Origin of the sequence: Burkholderia diffusa, from assembly GCF_001718315.1 — a bacterium.
GTDB classification, from domain to species: domain Bacteria; phylum Pseudomonadota; class Gammaproteobacteria; order Burkholderiales; family Burkholderiaceae; genus Burkholderia; species Burkholderia diffusa_B.
This window is the reverse complement of record NZ_CP013364.1, coordinates 651,003-665,922: the sequence shown is the minus strand read 5'-3', so window position 1 is coordinate 665,922 and position 14,920 is coordinate 651,003. Positions and strand designations below refer to the sequence as shown.

At 65.6% G+C, this 14,920-nt stretch carries 13 protein-coding genes; 7 read left to right on the top strand and 6 right to left on the bottom strand.

Going from position 1 to position 14,920, the window contains the following annotated elements; translation table 11 throughout:
- Positions 1-31 precede the first annotated feature (31 nt).
- Complete coding sequence (gene abaF, locus WI26_RS29605) at positions 32-1,411, top strand: fosfomycin efflux MFS transporter AbaF (RefSeq protein WP_069228193.1); 1,380 nt, start codon at positions 32-34, stop codon at positions 1,409-1,411.
- 164 nt (positions 1,412-1,575) lie between these two features.
- Here abaF and WI26_RS32535 read toward each other — a convergent pair whose 3' ends face one another.
- Both WI26_RS32535 and WI26_RS29600 read right to left on the bottom strand, forming a co-directional pair.
- Positions 1,576-1,755 carry a hypothetical protein gene (locus WI26_RS32535; protein ID WP_155768852.1) on the bottom strand — a complete coding sequence of 60 codons (180 nt, stop codon included), beginning with the start codon at positions 1,753-1,755 and terminating at the stop codon, positions 1,576-1,578.
- A gap of 45 nt (positions 1,756-1,800) precedes the next feature.
- Positions 1,801-2,724: a recombination-associated protein RdgC gene (locus WI26_RS29600; protein WP_059509221.1), complete on the bottom strand. Its 924-nt coding sequence runs from the start codon at positions 2,722-2,724 to the stop codon at positions 1,801-1,803.
- A gap of 313 nt (positions 2,725-3,037) precedes the next feature.
- On the opposite strand from WI26_RS29600, the gene WI26_RS29595 reads away from it, so the two are divergent.
- Both WI26_RS29595 and WI26_RS29590 read left to right on the top strand, forming a co-directional pair.
- A complete protein-coding gene (locus WI26_RS29595) occupies positions 3,038-3,421 on the top strand; it encodes a hypothetical protein (protein ID WP_060189243.1) in 384 nt (127 codons plus the stop codon).
- Positions 3,422-3,711: 290 nt separating this feature from the next.
- A complete protein-coding gene (locus WI26_RS29590) occupies positions 3,712-4,392 on the top strand; it encodes a GntR family transcriptional regulator (protein WP_059509219.1) in 681 nt (226 codons plus the stop codon).
- 124 nt (positions 4,393-4,516) lie between these two features.
- On the opposite strand, the gene WI26_RS29585 is transcribed toward WI26_RS29590, so the two are convergent.
- Positions 4,517-4,711, bottom strand: a complete 195-nt coding sequence (locus WI26_RS29585; RefSeq protein ID WP_069228192.1) for a hypothetical protein — start codon at positions 4,709-4,711, stop codon at positions 4,517-4,519.
- Between the two features lie 177 nt (positions 4,712-4,888).
- Positions 4,889-7,039, bottom strand: coding sequence for a glycoside hydrolase family 28 protein (locus WI26_RS29580; RefSeq protein WP_069228191.1), 2,151 nt, complete (start codon positions 7,037-7,039; stop codon positions 4,889-4,891).
- 581 nt (positions 7,040-7,620) lie between these two features.
- On the opposite strand from WI26_RS29580, the gene WI26_RS29575 reads away from it, so the two are divergent.
- From WI26_RS29575 to WI26_RS29560, 4 genes are all read left to right on the top strand, one after another.
- Positions 7,621-8,607: a TRAP transporter substrate-binding protein gene (locus WI26_RS29575; RefSeq protein WP_059509217.1), complete on the top strand. Its 987-nt coding sequence runs from the start codon at positions 7,621-7,623 to the stop codon at positions 8,605-8,607.
- Complete coding sequence (locus WI26_RS29570; protein WP_069228190.1) at positions 8,604-9,182, top strand: TRAP transporter small permease; 579 nt, start codon at positions 8,604-8,606, stop codon at positions 9,180-9,182. The genes WI26_RS29575 and WI26_RS29570 overlap by 4 nt, the downstream gene beginning before the upstream one ends.
- Before the next feature lie 4 nt (positions 9,183-9,186).
- Entirely contained in the window at positions 9,187-10,539 is a 1,353-nt protein-coding gene (locus WI26_RS29565) for a TRAP transporter large permease (RefSeq protein ID WP_069228189.1), read from the top strand.
- Between the two features lie 358 nt (positions 10,540-10,897).
- Entirely contained in the window at positions 10,898-11,722 is an 825-nt protein-coding gene (locus tag WI26_RS29560) for an alpha/beta fold hydrolase (protein ID WP_059540304.1), read from the top strand.
- Between the two features lie 87 nt (positions 11,723-11,809).
- On the opposite strand, the gene proP is transcribed toward WI26_RS29560, so the two are convergent.
- Together proP and WI26_RS29550 are read right to left on the bottom strand one after the other, a co-directional pair.
- Positions 11,810-13,279: a glycine betaine/L-proline transporter ProP gene (gene proP, locus WI26_RS29555; RefSeq protein ID WP_060189240.1), complete on the bottom strand. Its 1,470-nt coding sequence runs from the start codon at positions 13,277-13,279 to the stop codon at positions 11,810-11,812.
- A 489-nt stretch (positions 13,280-13,768) separates the two neighbouring features.
- The gene (locus WI26_RS29550) at positions 13,769-14,836 is read right to left on the bottom strand and encodes a porin (protein WP_059509212.1); all 1,068 of its coding nucleotides are present in this window, start codon (positions 14,834-14,836) and stop codon (positions 13,769-13,771) included.
- Positions 14,837-14,920 lie beyond the last annotated feature (84 nt).

Genomic DNA, 14,920 nt, shown 5'->3' with positions numbered 1-14,920 from the left:
GAAATGGAAGACAACGAGAGGAGATACGGAGATGACAAGTCAGGTCGGCGAGGCAGTCTCGCCTGGTGGTGCGGCGGCCGTGCAGGACACGGCGTCGAAACGGGAATTGAAACGGGTCGTCGCGGCGTCGATGGTCGGGTCGGTGGCGGAGTGGTACGAGTTCTTCCTGTATGGAACGGCGTCGGCGCTGGTGTTCGGCACGCACTTCTTCAAGAAGACGGGCAATCCGATCGATGGCCTGCTCGCGGCGTTCGCGCTGTATGCGGTGGGATTCGCCGCGCGCCCGATCGGCGGGCTGGTGTTCGGCTACTACGGCGACAAGTTCGGCCGCAAGTATCTGCTGCAGGTCAGCCTGATCGTGGTCGGCATCACGACGTTCCTGATGGGCTGCCTGCCGACCTTCGATGCGATCGGCTACTGGGCGCCGGTGCTGCTGGTGTCGCTGCGCCTGATCCAGGGCTTCGCGTTCGGCGGCGAGTGGGGCGGTGCGATCCTGCTGGTCAGCGAGCACAGCCCGGACAACCGCCGCGGCTACTGGGCCAGCTGGCCGCAAGCTGGCGTGCCGGCCGGCAACCTGGTCGCGACGATCATCCTGCTGGTGCTGTCGAGCTCGCTGTCCGAGGCAGACTTCCTGTCGTGGGGCTGGCGTGCGGCGTTCTGGTTCTCGGCGGTGGTCGTGCTGATCGGTTTCTGGATTCGGCGCAAGGTCGACGATGCGCCGATCTTCAAGGAAGCGCAGGCGCGCCGGGCGCGGACGCAGGAAAAGCAGCTCGGCGTGGGGCACGTGCTGAAGTACCACTGGCGGCAGGTGCTGATCGGTATCGGCGCGCGCTTTGCCGAGAACATTCTGTACTACATGGTCGTCACGTTCTCGTTGACCTACCTGAAGCTGGTCGTCGGCTTCGATACCACGCGGATCCTGAAGCTGATGTTCGCCGGCAACGCGATTCACTTCTTCTTCATCCCGTTGATGGGGCTGATGTCCGACCTCGTCGGCCGCAAGCCCGTGTACCTGACCGGCGCGATGCTGACCGCCGGCTGGGGTTTCGTCGCGTTCCCGATGATGGATACCGGCAACGACTGGATCATCATGGCCGCGATCGTGCTCGGCCTGTTCATCGAATCGATGACCTACTCGCCGTATTCCGCGCTAATGACCGAGATGTTCCCGACCAACGTGCGCTATACCGCGCTGTCGCTGTGCTATCAGGTCGCGCCGCTGATGGCCGGCTCGCTCGCGCCGTTGATCGGGCTGTCGCTGCTCGAGCGCTACCATTCGTCGACGCCGATCGCGCTGTATCTGGTCGCGGCGGCGGCGATCTCGATCGTATGCGTGGGCCTCGCGAAGGAAACGCGCGGCAAGTCGCTGCGCGACGTCGATGCGGAGGCGAGCCGGCGGGTCCGCGCATGACGTATGCGACCAAAGCCTGATTGAATGCACGGAAGCCACCCGCGAGGGTGGCTTTTTTCCGGTTCGTCGCGGATTTTCGGGGGAGCGAGGGGAAGACGATCGGTGTTCGGGCGTGAGCGGTGAGTCGACCGCATCCGCGAGATCGGTAGCAACCAAACCAATTCTTAAGGATTGCTGTCGACCTTGATGGGAGGCAAATGACGCACGCCTCGTACGAATTGCCCGGTCTCCTGGACGATCGCGGCCGCTTTCAGGAATTGCACCGATCTCCTACGGATCGCGGCCGAGCGCCCGCGACCCGCGCCGAAGCGGCGACGGTCCTGCTCGACATGTCGCGTCAGCATGAAGCCTCACCGCCGCAGGGAGGGATCGTCGAAAGCAGGCACGGTTCAGGCTGCTGCCGCTTGATGAATCGCGTCGTGCCGATCGCCACCCAGGATATCGACAAGATCGGTCAACATCCGCCCCAGTTCGCCCGTCATCAGCGTGACGTCCGAGTCGAAGCGTTCGTCGTCGTTCTGCGCGGTGGGATCCGTCGCTTCCTTGATCACGTCGAGCGGCGTGACGCGCTTGATCGTCAGCGACGGTGTCAGCACGAAGGAGATTCGGTCATTCCAGGTCATTGCGAGGCGCATGCATTGTTTGCCGGCCTCGATGTGGCGGCGCATGTCGTTCGCTTCCAGCGCGTGGCCGACGTATCGCACCGTGGCACCCCCTTCGCCGCTCGAGCGCAACTCGGCGTCCTGGTCCACGGTGAATCCGCCTGGCGCGTCGCCGGACAGCAGCCAATCCGTCATCGCGGCAACCGGCGAGAGCGCCACCTGAACGCCGGCGAGCGGCAATGGGTGGATCGATTTCACGAGCAGCCCGCGAACGTCGTCGGCAAGAGCCTGTGCAGCCGCATCGATGACGAGCCAGCCGTTCACCGTATCGATCCACACGCGGGTATCGCGGCGAATGCTGAACGCGCGCGGCAGCAGTTCGTCGGTAACCTGTTCCTTGAGTTCGCGCAGCTGTTTTCGTCCGACCTTGAAGCCCTGCTGCTCTTCGACTTCAAGCGCCCGGGCCTTGGTCACCTGATTGACGACGGAGGCCGGCAGCAGCTTCTTTTCGGCGCGAAACGTCAGCAGCATCTGCCGGTTGATCGAATACACGAGCGCGCCGTCGTCACGCGGCGACGCCCATCCGACGCGCTGCATTTCGACGCTGGAGCCCGGCTGAAACGCGTGGGGCGCCAGCCATTCTTCCATCTGATCGGGGGTAACGGCCCACGGTGCCGGAAGACGATGAAGCTGAAGATTCTTGAACCACATAGGCGTGCGGGCAAAGCGCATCATTCTATATGACGGTGACGTTTGCCGGTCAGGAGCAGTCGAACGATCCCGTGGCTGCGCGGACACTCGGACGTCGGCTTCGCCTGCTGAACGGAACGATCGTTCCCGTCAACGACGACAAGGTGACACACTTGCGGGGCAGCGGCCCGGGATGCCGACACGGCCATTGAACAAGCGCGAGAGTGCACGAGCCGAACGTCGGCGTCAGGCGATGCGTGCACCGTGCGAATTCGCGGCGCCTGCCCGGGTGCGACCCGTGCGATGATGCGCGATGACCAACATGAGAAATGGTATGACGACTACATTCGACGAGGCGACGACGGCGGCGATCGCCGCGTTTGCCCAATTGGATTTCTACACGGCTGTCCAGGCGATGCGCGCCGAGGCCGATTACGACCACGAACGCGACCAGTGGATTTCGCGCTACATCGACGAGCACGGTGGCGGCGCGGACGATGCAGCATACGATGCCCTGCACGCGCAGGCCCAGGCAACCCCGGAGTACGCACAATTCGTCGATGCGGTTCGCGGGGAAATCCTGGAATACTTCGGCGTGACCGACGATCAACTGGACACCATGGTCGTGCTGCGCAATGACGACAGCGATGAGCTTTGGGCGGAGGTCAACCGGCAGCGGACCGCGCTGGGAACCGGTGAAGTGCGCGGAGATCTCTGACCCGTGCTTGCCATTGGGGCTCAACCGATCGGTGAAGGGACGGCGAGCTTTCGGATCCCGGCCTCGGAGGTACAACGACTTGCTGGCAGCAATGGGCCGGGAAGCGACATCCGCAAAAATCCACGAACGCCCCGTTTTTTGGCAGCGGGAACGAACGGCGCGGCAGCGTGAAGGCCCGTGCGGCGGCCGCTCCGGCGGCACGGGCGCTCTGCTAATATTGTAGAAAATATGCAATATCCGCTGCCGCGCCGGCATTTGCCTGACCGCCTTCCCCCAGTCCGAACCGCAACATGAACGAGAAACGCCCTGCTCTTGTCTACGCCACGCGCGCCGAAGCCGCAGCGAACGAATTGCGCCGCCGTATCCTGACAGGGGAGTATGTCGACGGCTATCAGCTTCGCCAGGATGCGCTGGCGACCGAGCTCGGCATCAGTCGGATCCCGCTGCGCGAAGCGCTCGTGCAACTCGAGAGCGAAGGGCTCGTCAAGATCCTGCCCCACAAGGGGGCCATCGTCTCGGAACTATCCCCGGAAGACATCACGGAACTATTCGAACTGCGCGCGCTGCTGGAACCCGTGCTGCTGAAGAAGTCGATTCCGAAGCTGACCGCCGAGGATTTCGCGCGGCTCGATGCGATCCTCGAGGAATACAGCGAAGTGCTGCATGCGAGCCAGTCAGGGCGCTGGGGCGAACTGAACACCGAACTGCATCATCTGCTGCTGTCGCGCGCCGACCAGCCGAAGACGGCGGCGATCGTCGCGTCGCTGCTGCAGCAGACCGACCGCTACACGCGCGTGCAGCTGTCGCTGTCCGAGGCCGCGCGCGACGTGGCCGAATCCGAACACGCCGAACTGGTCGCGTTGTGCCGCAAGGGCGATGCGCGCAACGCGGCATCGCTGCTCAAGCGACATATCGAGCATGCGGGCGGCGAGTTGAACGCGTTCCTGCGGGATCGACGCCTCGGTCGTTGAGGGCGCGTCCGTCCAGGACGCTGCGCACGCCACGTTGCAGCAGATTCCGACGCCGAGGCGCGTCGCATGCGCGGCACCGCCCGTCCGGGCATCGCGGCAACCGGCCTGCATGCGTGTCGGTCGCCTATCCGCCGCCGATTCCCTGCAGCACCTTGCCCGTCCCGCCGCACACCATGCACGGCTGTCCTTCGATCATGCCCGTGCCGCGACACACGCTGCACAGGTCCTCGCCCACGCCCGGCGCATCGGGCGGCCCTTCGTCGCCCGGATTCAGCGGCGTGTCCTGATTCGGCCCTGCCGACGTTCTGGTCGTCTGCATCACATACCTCCTTTCGCATGTCCGACGTCGCCGCGAGCACGCATCGCGCGTGCCCGCTGCGCCTGCATGCTTGCAGGCGCCGACCCGCACGCCGGAAGCGCGCAACGACGCGGCGCACCGGCCACGATGACGCGATTCCCCTGATGACGCGATGGAATCGTCGTCATCGCATCGTCGTTACAACGACGGCGCCCACGTCGAGCCGAACGGGTTCGACTGGTCGATGCCGGGGAAGTCGACGAACGCCTTGCTGCAGTCGACCACGTTGGCCGGACGCGCATTGAGCGTCGCCTGGCCGTTCACGACGACGCGGTTCGCGGTCGATGCGAACACCGGCAGGTTCACGTTGCGCAGCGTGAGGTTCGCATCGGATGCGATCGTCGAGATGGCGTCGGGCGTGTCGGCCACCACGTCGGTCAGCGACATCACGAGCGGGAACGCCGGCTCGCCATACCCGCCGGTATTCGCTTCGAACCCCTGCAGCTTCACGCCGGCCGCGCCCAAGATCATGACGTTGGCGAGCGAGATGTCGTGGAAGTTCGGATACAGCGGCCCGCTCGCCGGCACGGCCTTGGTGCTGTAATACGGCGTGAACAGCAGCGCGTTCTTCGCGTCGCGGATGCAGATGTTCGAATAGCGGATGTTGCTCACCTCGCCGCCGCGCGCATAGTCGGACTTGATCCGCAAGCCTTCCTCCGAATCCCAGAACGCATTGTCGTACACCTGAACATTCGTCACGCCGCCGTTGGTCTCGCTGCCGATCGAGATTCCGTGCCCCCAGTAGATGTGGTTGTGCGCGATCGCGACGCCCCATTTGCGATCCGAACGCACGTCGCGATTGCCGTCGATGCCGAACAGGCCCGAGCCCGCGGGCGACGGATTGTTGCTGCCCTTCAGCGCGATGTCATCGTCACCGGTGCTCACGTAGTTGTACGCGAACACGAAGTTCTTCAGATACCCGTCGAACGAAATCGCACTGGTCGACGTCGTCGTGCTGCCGGTCGACAGCGTCGTCGAGGTCGGTTTCGATGCGGAGCCCGGATCGAATGCGTCGGTGTTCTTCACGTTGTCCGCGTTGAACGTCTGCCCGTTGTACAGCGGGTTGCCGTTGCCGGCCGGGTTCGCGAACGCGGCGAGTGTCGGCGTCTGCACCTTCACGTTCCAGATCGTCAGCCCGTCGACGCCGCTCGGCACCACGTGGAAATTCGGGCTGTTGTTCAGCGTGATGCGGTACAGCGTCAGGTTCTTCGCGTAGTTGAACACCATCAATCGGAAATTCGACTGCGAGCCGAAGCCGGTCGTGCCGTTCTGCACCATGTTGCCGAGATACGCGAGATCCCACCACGTCATGTTGCGCACGGTCGACTTCGAATCCACGACGGTGCCGCCGTCGTCGCATGCGGTGCCGTCCGGCGCGACCGTGCCGCTCCTGTATGCCGCGTAGGTGTTCGAGCAGGTGAGGTCGACTTTCATCAGCGGGTATTTCGCGTCGGACGTCACGAGTTCCGCGTAGCCGCGCCCGTCGATTCTGCCGTCGCCGACCACGGCCGAATTCACGAGATTCGTGCCGGTGATCAGCGCGAGGCAGTTCGACGAACTGCCGGCCTTCGTTGCGCTGACGGCCGTGTTTCCGCAATACGGCCCGGCGACGTTCGGCGCATACGCCTTCACGTCGCGCGATGCGTACAGCGTCACACCCTTGTCGATCCATAGCGTCACGCCGGACGGCAACGTCAGCGGCCCGCTGATGAAGCTGTTGCCGCCGCCCGTCTGGTTGACGACGAGTCGCACCGCGAACTTGCTCGCGCGGTACTTGGGCTTGGCCAGCTCCTCGCCGGACGCACCGGCGATGTTCACGTTCGGCACGGCCGCCGTCTTCTGCGCGGCGGTGGCCGATGCGTCGGCGGCCGCGATCGTGGCGCCGACCTCGGCGTCCACCATGGCGCCGCATGCGTCGAGCGCGGCCTGGATGCGCGCCTGATCGGGGTTCGCCGTCGCACTCGACACCGCCTTGCCGACGCCTGCGATCGACGGATCGGCCTCCGGCGGCAGCGAGCCGTCGGGGCGGCTCACGAGCGTATTGGCGGCTTCGAGCGTGCTGCAGACCTGCGTATCGGCGGGCAGGGCCGGCTCGGCCGGCAACGCGGCGTCGACGGTGGTCGTGCCGACCTGGAACACGGCGGCGGGTGGCGAGGTGGCGGCCGCGCTGCTGGCGGTGCTCGAATCGCCGCCGCCGCACGCGCTCAGCGCGGCGGCGGTCGCGACGAGCGCTGCGAACAGACCGAGCACGCGCGGGCGTGCGTGCGGCCCGGAAAGTCGGGTTGTCATGACGGTATCTCCTGATGTGGCATCGCCTGCGGACGATGCCGGGTTGGTATCGGGGCGTTCGGCAGGCGCGCGACCGCGCGGCGTGAACGTGCCGCGAGCAGGTCCTGCCGGCAATCGGGAAAACGGCGGCGCGGGAGCTTCCGGCTCGGGTTGGCGCAAAAGGCGTTGCGGGCGCGGTCGGGCTGCGCATGCGGTCGGGCCGGCGTACGCTTGTGGCGCCCCGGGACCGCGGTATTTCGTGGTCAGTCATCCTATAACGATGGAAATGGAAACGAAAGATGGCGTCCGGCATCGGGAAAACGGCGCAACATCGTGCCGATTCAAATGCGGGCGGGTTGGCGGAAAACGTTTCGCCGACAATGTGCTAAACGGAGAAGGCTTTTCCCTTTAGCTGCCCCTCAGCCCAATGTAGTCGTGCTTATAGGGGTATGCACCGAGTGAGTTAAACGATTAACCGACGTACATTCGCTCCGACACGTCATACAACGTATGACTGCGATTCCGCGGCGGCCGTGCCCCGATGCGTGCGGATGCCGACCGGATCGCCGCCAGATTACGAGCAACCAGCAAGGAGACTGACGATGAAGCACCGATTCACCCGCTCCCGTACCGCACTGGCCGTCGCGCTGATGGCCGGCTTCGCGGTGTCCGCGCAGGCCCGCGTGTTCCGCTCGGCGGACGTGCACGGCGACAGCTTCCCGACCAACATGGCGGTCAAGTACATGGGCGATGAGCTGTCGAAGCTGACGGGCGGCAAGGACTCGATCAAGGTGTTCGGCAACAGCGCGCTCGGCTCCGAGAAGGACACGGTCGACCAGGTGCGGATCGGCGCGATCGACATGGCGCGCGTGAACGGCGCGTCGTTCAACGAGATCGTGCCGGAGTCGCTGATTCCGTCGTTCCCGTTCCTGTTCCGCGACGTCGACCATTTCCGCAAGGCGATGTACGGCCCGGCCGGCCAGAAGATCCTCGACGCGTTCGCGGCGAAGGGGATGATCGCGCTGACGTTCTACGAGAGTGGCGCGCGCTCGATTTACGCGAAGCGCCCGGTGCGCACGCCGGCCGACATGAAAGGGCTGAAGGTGCGCGTGCAACCGTCCGATCTGATGGTCGACGAGATCAAGGCGATGGGCGGCACGCCGACGCCGATGCCGTTCGCCGAGGTCTACACGGGCCTGAAGACGGGCCTCGTCGACGCGGCGGAAAACAACCTGCCGTCGTACGAGGAAACCAAGCACTTCGAGGTGGCGCCCGACTACTCGGAGACGCAGCACGCGATGACGCCGGAAGTGCTGGTGTTCTCGAAGAAGATCTGGGACACGCTGTCGCCGCAGGAACAGGCCGCGATCAAGAAGGCCGCGGCCGATTCGGTGCCGTACTACCAGAAGCTGTGGACCGCGCGCGAGGCATCGGCGCAGCAGGCGGTGACGAAGGGCGGCGCGAAGATCCTGCCGGCTGCGCAGATCGATCGCGCGGCCTTCGTGAAGGCGATGCAGCCGCTGTGGACCAAGTACGAGAAGACGCCGCAGATGAAGCAGATCGTCGACGAGATCGAGGCCACCAAGTGACCCGTCGCACTTCCCTGAACGGCGCGGCGGCCGTGGGCTCGCCGGATGCGGCTGCCGCCGATGGCGCGGCACCGTGCCGGCCGCGCGCGGCGGCGCCGCGCCTGCGTTGTGTGAACGACCTGCTGTTCCGCGCGCTGGCCGTGGTTGCGTCGCTGTGCCTCGCGGCGCTCACCGTGCTGGTGTTCTACGCGGTCGTGATGCGTTACGTGTTCGAGAACGCGCCCGATTTCGTCGAGCCGATCGCGCTGCTGCTGGTGATCGTGATCGCGATGTTCGGCGCGGCGATGAAGGTGCGCGACGGTGGCCACATCGGCCTCGACTCGCTCGTGCGGCGCCTGTCGCCGGGCGCGCGCAACGTGGTGATCGCGATCCAGCATGCGAGCCTGATCGCGTTCGCGATCGCGATCATGGTCGGCTGCGGCAGCATGGCCGCCGAGACGATGGGCGACCGCATTCCGATCATCGGGCTGCCCGAAGGCGTGCGCTACCTGATCACGATTCCGGCGGCGATCGCCATCATCCTCTTCTCGCTCGAGCACTTGCTCGCGCTTCGTCGTTCTTCGTCGGGCCAATAACGCCATGGAACTCGCGATTCTGTCCATCAGCTTTCTGATTTTCCTCGTGCTCGGCGTGCCCGTTTCGTTCGCGCTCGGGATCGCCTGCGTGCTGACCTACATGGTCGAAGGGCTGCCGATCGCGACCGCGATGCAGTCGATGATCTCGGGGATGAACGCATTCTCGTTCCTCGCGGTGCCGTTCTTCATCTTCTCCGGCGAGCTGATGCTGCACGGCGGCATCGCGGACCGGATCCTGCGTTTCGCGCAGGCGACCGTCGGCCACTTCCGCGGCGGCCTCGGGATGGCCAACGTCGTCGCGTGCACGCTGTTCGGCGGTGTATCGGGTTCGCCGACCGCCGATACGTCCGCGATGGGCGGCGTGGTGATTCCGTTGATGAAGCGCGAAGGCTACAGCGCTGCCTACGCGGTCAACGTGACGACCCACGCGTCGCTCGCCGGCGCGCTGATGCCGACGTCGACCAACATGATCATCTACGCATTCGCCGCGCAGGGCATCACCGGGATGCTGCACGGCCAGCAGGTGAGCGGCGTGTCGATCGGCGACCTGCTGTTCTCCGGCCTGCTGCCGGTGCTGTGGGTGATGGGCTTCGTGCTCGCCGCCGCGTACTGGCAGGCCGTGCGTCACGGCTATCCGCGCCGTGAAGATGGTTCGTCGGCGCTGCCGGTGTTCCCGGGCTGGTATGCGGTGTTGCGCAGCTTCGTCGGCGCGGTGCCGGGCCTGATGGTGATCGCGATCATCCTCGTGTGCGTCGCGAAGGGGATCGCCACTGCAACCGAAGCGGCCGCGATCGCCGTCGTGTATTCGCTCGCGCTGACCGCGATCGTGTACCGCACGCTGACTGTCGAGAAGCTGCGCCGCGCGCTGTCGCATGCGGCGCGCACGACGGGCGTCGTGTTGCTGTTGATCGCCGTGTCGAACATGCTGCGCTTCCAGATGTCGTACCTGGAGATTCCGGATGCGATCGAGGGGCTGCTGAAGCAGTCGACTGCCGCGCCCTGGCTGATGCTGCTGTACATCAACATCATCCAGGTTTTCCTCGGCACGTTCGTCGACATGGCCGCGCACATCCTGATCACGACGCCGCTGTTCCTGCCGATCGCGATGGCATGCGGCGTCGGGCCGGTGCAGTTCGGGATCATGCTGCTGCTGAACTGCTCGCTCGGCCTCGTTCACCCGCCGATCGGCTCGGTGCAGTTCGTCGGCTGCGCGATCGGCAACGTATCGATCGGCGAGACGACGAAGATGGCGTGGCCGTACTACCTCGCGATCTTCAGTGCGATCAACATCGTCACGTACATGCCGTTCTTCTCCACCTGGCTGCCGAGCCTCATCAGCGGGCACGCGGTGTTCTGAGCGCGCGTTTCGCTTGTCGCGGCGCCGGATGACGCAAGTTGTCCGGCGCCGCGATCACGTCAACCGTCGCTTCACGCACGGCAAATTCACATCAACATGAATATGGCATGGCGTGCGCCATCGCGGCCCGCCACATTGCTCGCCCACGGAGCGACGTAGGCGTACGTCTCCAACAGCCACAGCCGCGACATCCCGGTATTCGACGTCGTTCCGCTCGCACGGCGGAAGCGCGACGGCAGTCACACGCAACGGCGGCAAGCTGTGCGATGATTCGCCGCTTCGCGTTCATCGCAGAACGCCGGGAATCGCGGCGCCCCTTTTGGGGCCGCCGCCGATCACATTGACATCCGGAGACGACATGCCCGCACACATCGTTCATGGCAACACCCTGCATTACCAGGATCGCGGCACCGGCTTTCCGGTGCTCCTGGGCCACAGTTACTTGTGGGACTCGGCAATGTGGGCGCCGCAGATCGACGCGTTATCGACCCGCTATCGCGTGATCGTGCCGGACCTGTGGGGACATGGCGCGTCGGGCCCGCTGCCGGACGGCAGCGAGACGCTCGACGACCTCGCCGCGCACGCAAGCGCCTTGCTCGATGCGCTGGAAATCGAACGCTGCGCGATCGTGGGGCTGAGCGTCGGCGGGATGTGGGGCGCGCGGCTCGCGTTGCGCGAGCCGGAGCGCGTGCGCTCGCTCGTGTTGATGGATGCGTCGCTGGAGGCCGAACCCGATGCGACGCGGCTGCGCTACTTCGGGATGCTCGATGCGATCGCCGCCGCCGGTTGTATCGCGCCGCCGCTGCTCGATGCGATCGTGCCGCTGTTCTTCCGGCCGGACGTGAACCTCGCGGACCCGGTGCCGACTGCCTTTCGCGCCGCGCTCGCGAACCTTCCGGCCGACCGGCTGCGGCAGTCGATCGTCCCGCTCGGCCGGTTGATCTTCGGGCGGCCGGATACGCTCGCCGCGCTCGCTGAACTGGATGCCGGGCGCACGCTGCTGATGTGCGGGGCGGGCGACATGGCGCGCCCGCCGTCCGAGACGGCGAAGATGGCGAGCGTGATCGGCTGCCGTCACGCGCTGGTGCCGGACGCCGGCCATATCTCGAACCTGGAGAATCCCGCTTTCGTCACCCGAACGCTGCTCGACTGGTTCGACGAACAGCAGCTCGCGGCGGGCTGAACGCCACGCGCGATGCCGGCGGCGGGTGCCGCGCGGTGTCGCGTGACGACGCAACGACGTGCGTTACTGCATTGCTGCCTGACTGGATTACGCGCGTTCGCCGACCGGCGTGAACGTGCGGTCGCGCACGCGCCCGTCGTTCACGCCGCGGCGAATCAGGTCCTGCGCTTCCGCACGGCTCGCGACGCACGGCGCGGAGCCGGGCAGCGGCCGGCGTGCGGTTTCGCGCAGCGCGAGCACCGACACGATGCCGATGAACGACGCACCCATCAGGTAGTAGGCGGGCATCATCAGGTCGCCGGTGCGATCGACGAGCCAAGCGGTGACGAGCGGCGTCGTACCACCGAACAGCGATACCGACACGTTGAAGCCGATCGCGAGCGCGCCGTAGCGGATTCGCGTGGGGAACAGCGCGGGCAGCGCCGACGGCATCACGCCGGTGAAGGTCGACAGCAGCGTGCCGTAGATCAGCATCCCGCCGAACACCGGCAGCATCCCGCCGGTGCGGATCAGCAGCAGCGCGGGCACCGACAGCACGAGCAGGCCGACGCAGCCGAACATCATCACCGGCTTGCGGCCGAGCCGGTCCGACAGATGCCCTGCGTAAAGCGTCATCGGCATCATGAGCACCATCACGAGCAGCACCATGAACAGGCCGTGCGTTTCGTTGAAGTGCAGCGTCGCCGACAGGTAGTTGGGCAGATACGACAGCGCCATGTAATCGGTCACGTTGAAGATCAGCACGAGGCCGACGCACTGGAGCAGCGGCTTCCACTGTTCGACGAGCAGCGTGCCGAAAGACTGCTTCGGGCGGGCCCGCTCGTCTGCTTCGCGCGCTTCGGCTTCCTTCTTGAACGCGGGCGTCTCCTCGAGCTTGAGTCGCACGTACAAGCCGACGAGACCCAGCGGACCGGCGATGAAGAACGGCACGCGCCAGCCCCACGACAGCAGTGCGTCCTGCGACAGCGTTGCCGTGAGTATCGCGACGGTGGCCGCGCCGAGCGTGTAGCCGATCAGCGTGCCGAACTCGAGGAAGCTGCCCATGAAGCCGCGGCGCTTGTCGGTCGAGAACTCGGCGATGAAGGTGGCGGCGCCGCCATATTCACCGCCGGTCGAGAAGCCCTGCACGAGGCGGGCGACCAGCAGCAGTATCGGCGCCATGATGCCGATCGACGTGTAGCTGGGGATCAGGCCGATCGCGAAGGTGCCGACGGCCATCATGATCATGGTGGCGGCGAGCACGCGCTGGCGGCCGATGCGGTCGCCGAGCGGGCCGAACACCATGCCGCCGAGCGGGCGCACGAGGAATGCGGCGGCGAACGTGCCGAAGGTCGCGAGCAGCTGCGCGGACGGGCTGCCGGACGGGAAGAACACCTTGCCGAGCGTGACGGCGATATAGCTGTAGACGCCGAAGTCGAACCATTCCATCGCATTGCCGAACGCCATGGCTCCGACCGCACGCTTCAGGACGGCAGGGTCGACGATCGTGATGTCGTCCAGCTTGAGGGCCTTGCGCGAAGACCGGGCTTTCGCGGGGTGCGCTTGCGATGAACTCAATGAACGCTCCTGGAGGGGCCTTCGGCTGGCCGAGCGGATGCGGAACCGTCGGGGACGAAGGCGGTTGTCTCGGGATCGCCGTGATGTCGGTGATGCGACGCACGTCATGCGACATCCGGCAGGTATGTGCTGGTGTGAAGCAGTGTAGAGAAACGGGAAACGCCGACTATCGGTCATGCGCCCGGAAACCGGTCGTAAACGACACGGATGGTGCGGCCGGCCAACTCCAGGTAACGGGCAGTTCGGCACGCGGCGGTCCGCGCCGCGCCGATGGCGGTCTATACCGGATGTCGATCTTGCCGTGAGCGTGCATGCGGCACGTCGCGGATCGTGCGGGAACGGGACGGGCCATGCATCGGGAACGGAGTCGCGCGCGATGGCGATCGCGCCGAATCGGAACGCGTCTTTGCGAACCGAAACCGGCGCTGGGTAATTCGGACTACGAATACAGCGCGGTGGCGATTCGGCATCGGAATCGCCACCGATGCATCAGAACATGTGGCGGATCCCGACGTTCGCGCCGACGGTCGTGCCGGTGACTGCGTAAAGCGCGTTGTTGATCCCGAGCCCGGTATTCATCGCACCGTGGTTGTTGACCATCGCGACCTGCGCGTACAGCGCGGTCGCTTTCGACAGGCTGTAGGTCGTGCCGACGGCCGCGAGCAGCGAGTGATTGGCCGTGTCGTTGCGATCGCTGGTGAACCAGACGCCGCCGTTCAGGTCGACGGCCGGCGTCGCCTGGTAATCGAGGCCGCCGCCATACACGTTGTTGCTGAACGATCCGCCGACCTTGTAGCTCGTGAACGACGCCTTCGCGGTGACGGGGCCGAACCGGTACGCGGCGCCGATCGTGCGACCGACGAACGCGACTGTGCTGGGCGTCGGCGTCGGATTGGTGCCGTCGTTGCCGTCGTAGAACGCGGCGTCGATCATGAAGCCCTCATGTTCGTACTTGAGGCTCGCCGAATACTGGCGGCCGGCCTGGAAATCGCCCGCCTTGCCGCCGAACGCGAACATCGCGCTGCCGGTGAGGCCGGCGATCGTCGGGCTTGTGTACGACACGGCGTTCGGGTTGAACAGGCCCGTCACCAGCACGTTATCGACGTAGTTGATCAGCCCGCTGCCGAAGTGCGAGAAGCTGCGCGGATCCGAATCGAAGATCGCGAGCAGGAATGGCGAGTACTGCACGCCGGCCTTGACCGTGCCGAAGCCGCCATCGAGCCCGACCCACGCCTGACGGCCGAAGAAGTTGCCGTTCGAATGGGCGAACGCGCCGTTGGTGACGGCAAAGCCGCTTTCGAGCTGGAATTTCGCCTTGAGGCCGCCACCGAGATCCTCGGTGCCGGTCATTCCGAACGTCGTCGGCGTCATGCCGGTGTCGGTCATTGCGAACTGATGACCGGCGTTCGTGCCAGTGGCGGCGTCGAGCGTCTTGCTCGTATACAGCAATGCGGCGTCGAGGTTGCCGTACAGCGTCACGCTGCTTTGCGCGAAGGCGCTGCCGCCGACCATCGCGCCCGCCAGCGCGGCGCAACCGATCACGATTCTGCTTTTCATTGAGTGTCTCCAGTGTTGTTGTACGTCGATGCATTGAACGGGGATGCGCCGGACGTCCGCGAAGCGGTGTCCGGTGCGCGAGCC

Coding starts and splice junctions, on each gene's coding strand:
- abaF (WP_069228193.1), top strand. CDS start 32: ATGACAAGTCAGGTCGGCGAGGCAGTCTCGCCTGGTGGTGCGGCGGCC.
- WI26_RS32535 (WP_155768852.1), bottom strand. CDS start 1,755: ATGCTGACGCGACATGTCGAGCAGGACCGTCGCCGCTTCGGCGCGGGT.
- WI26_RS29600 (WP_059509221.1), bottom strand. CDS start 2,724: ATGTGGTTCAAGAATCTTCAGCTTCATCGTCTTCCGGCACCGTGGGCC.
- WI26_RS29595 (WP_060189243.1), top strand. CDS start 3,038: ATGACGACTACATTCGACGAGGCGACGACGGCGGCGATCGCCGCGTTT.
- WI26_RS29590 (WP_059509219.1), top strand. CDS start 3,712: ATGAACGAGAAACGCCCTGCTCTTGTCTACGCCACGCGCGCCGAAGCC.
- WI26_RS29585 (WP_069228192.1), bottom strand. CDS start 4,711: ATGCAGACGACCAGAACGTCGGCAGGGCCGAATCAGGACACGCCGCTG.
- WI26_RS29580 (WP_069228191.1), bottom strand. CDS start 7,039: ATGACAACCCGACTTTCCGGGCCGCACGCACGCCCGCGCGTGCTCGGT.
- WI26_RS29575 (WP_059509217.1), top strand. CDS start 7,621: ATGAAGCACCGATTCACCCGCTCCCGTACCGCACTGGCCGTCGCGCTG.
- WI26_RS29565 (WP_069228189.1), top strand. CDS start 9,187: ATGGAACTCGCGATTCTGTCCATCAGCTTTCTGATTTTCCTCGTGCTC.
- WI26_RS29560 (WP_059540304.1), top strand. CDS start 10,898: ATGCCCGCACACATCGTTCATGGCAACACCCTGCATTACCAGGATCGC.
- WI26_RS29550 (WP_059509212.1), bottom strand. CDS start 14,836: ATGAAAAGCAGAATCGTGATCGGTTGCGCCGCGCTGGCGGGCGCGATG.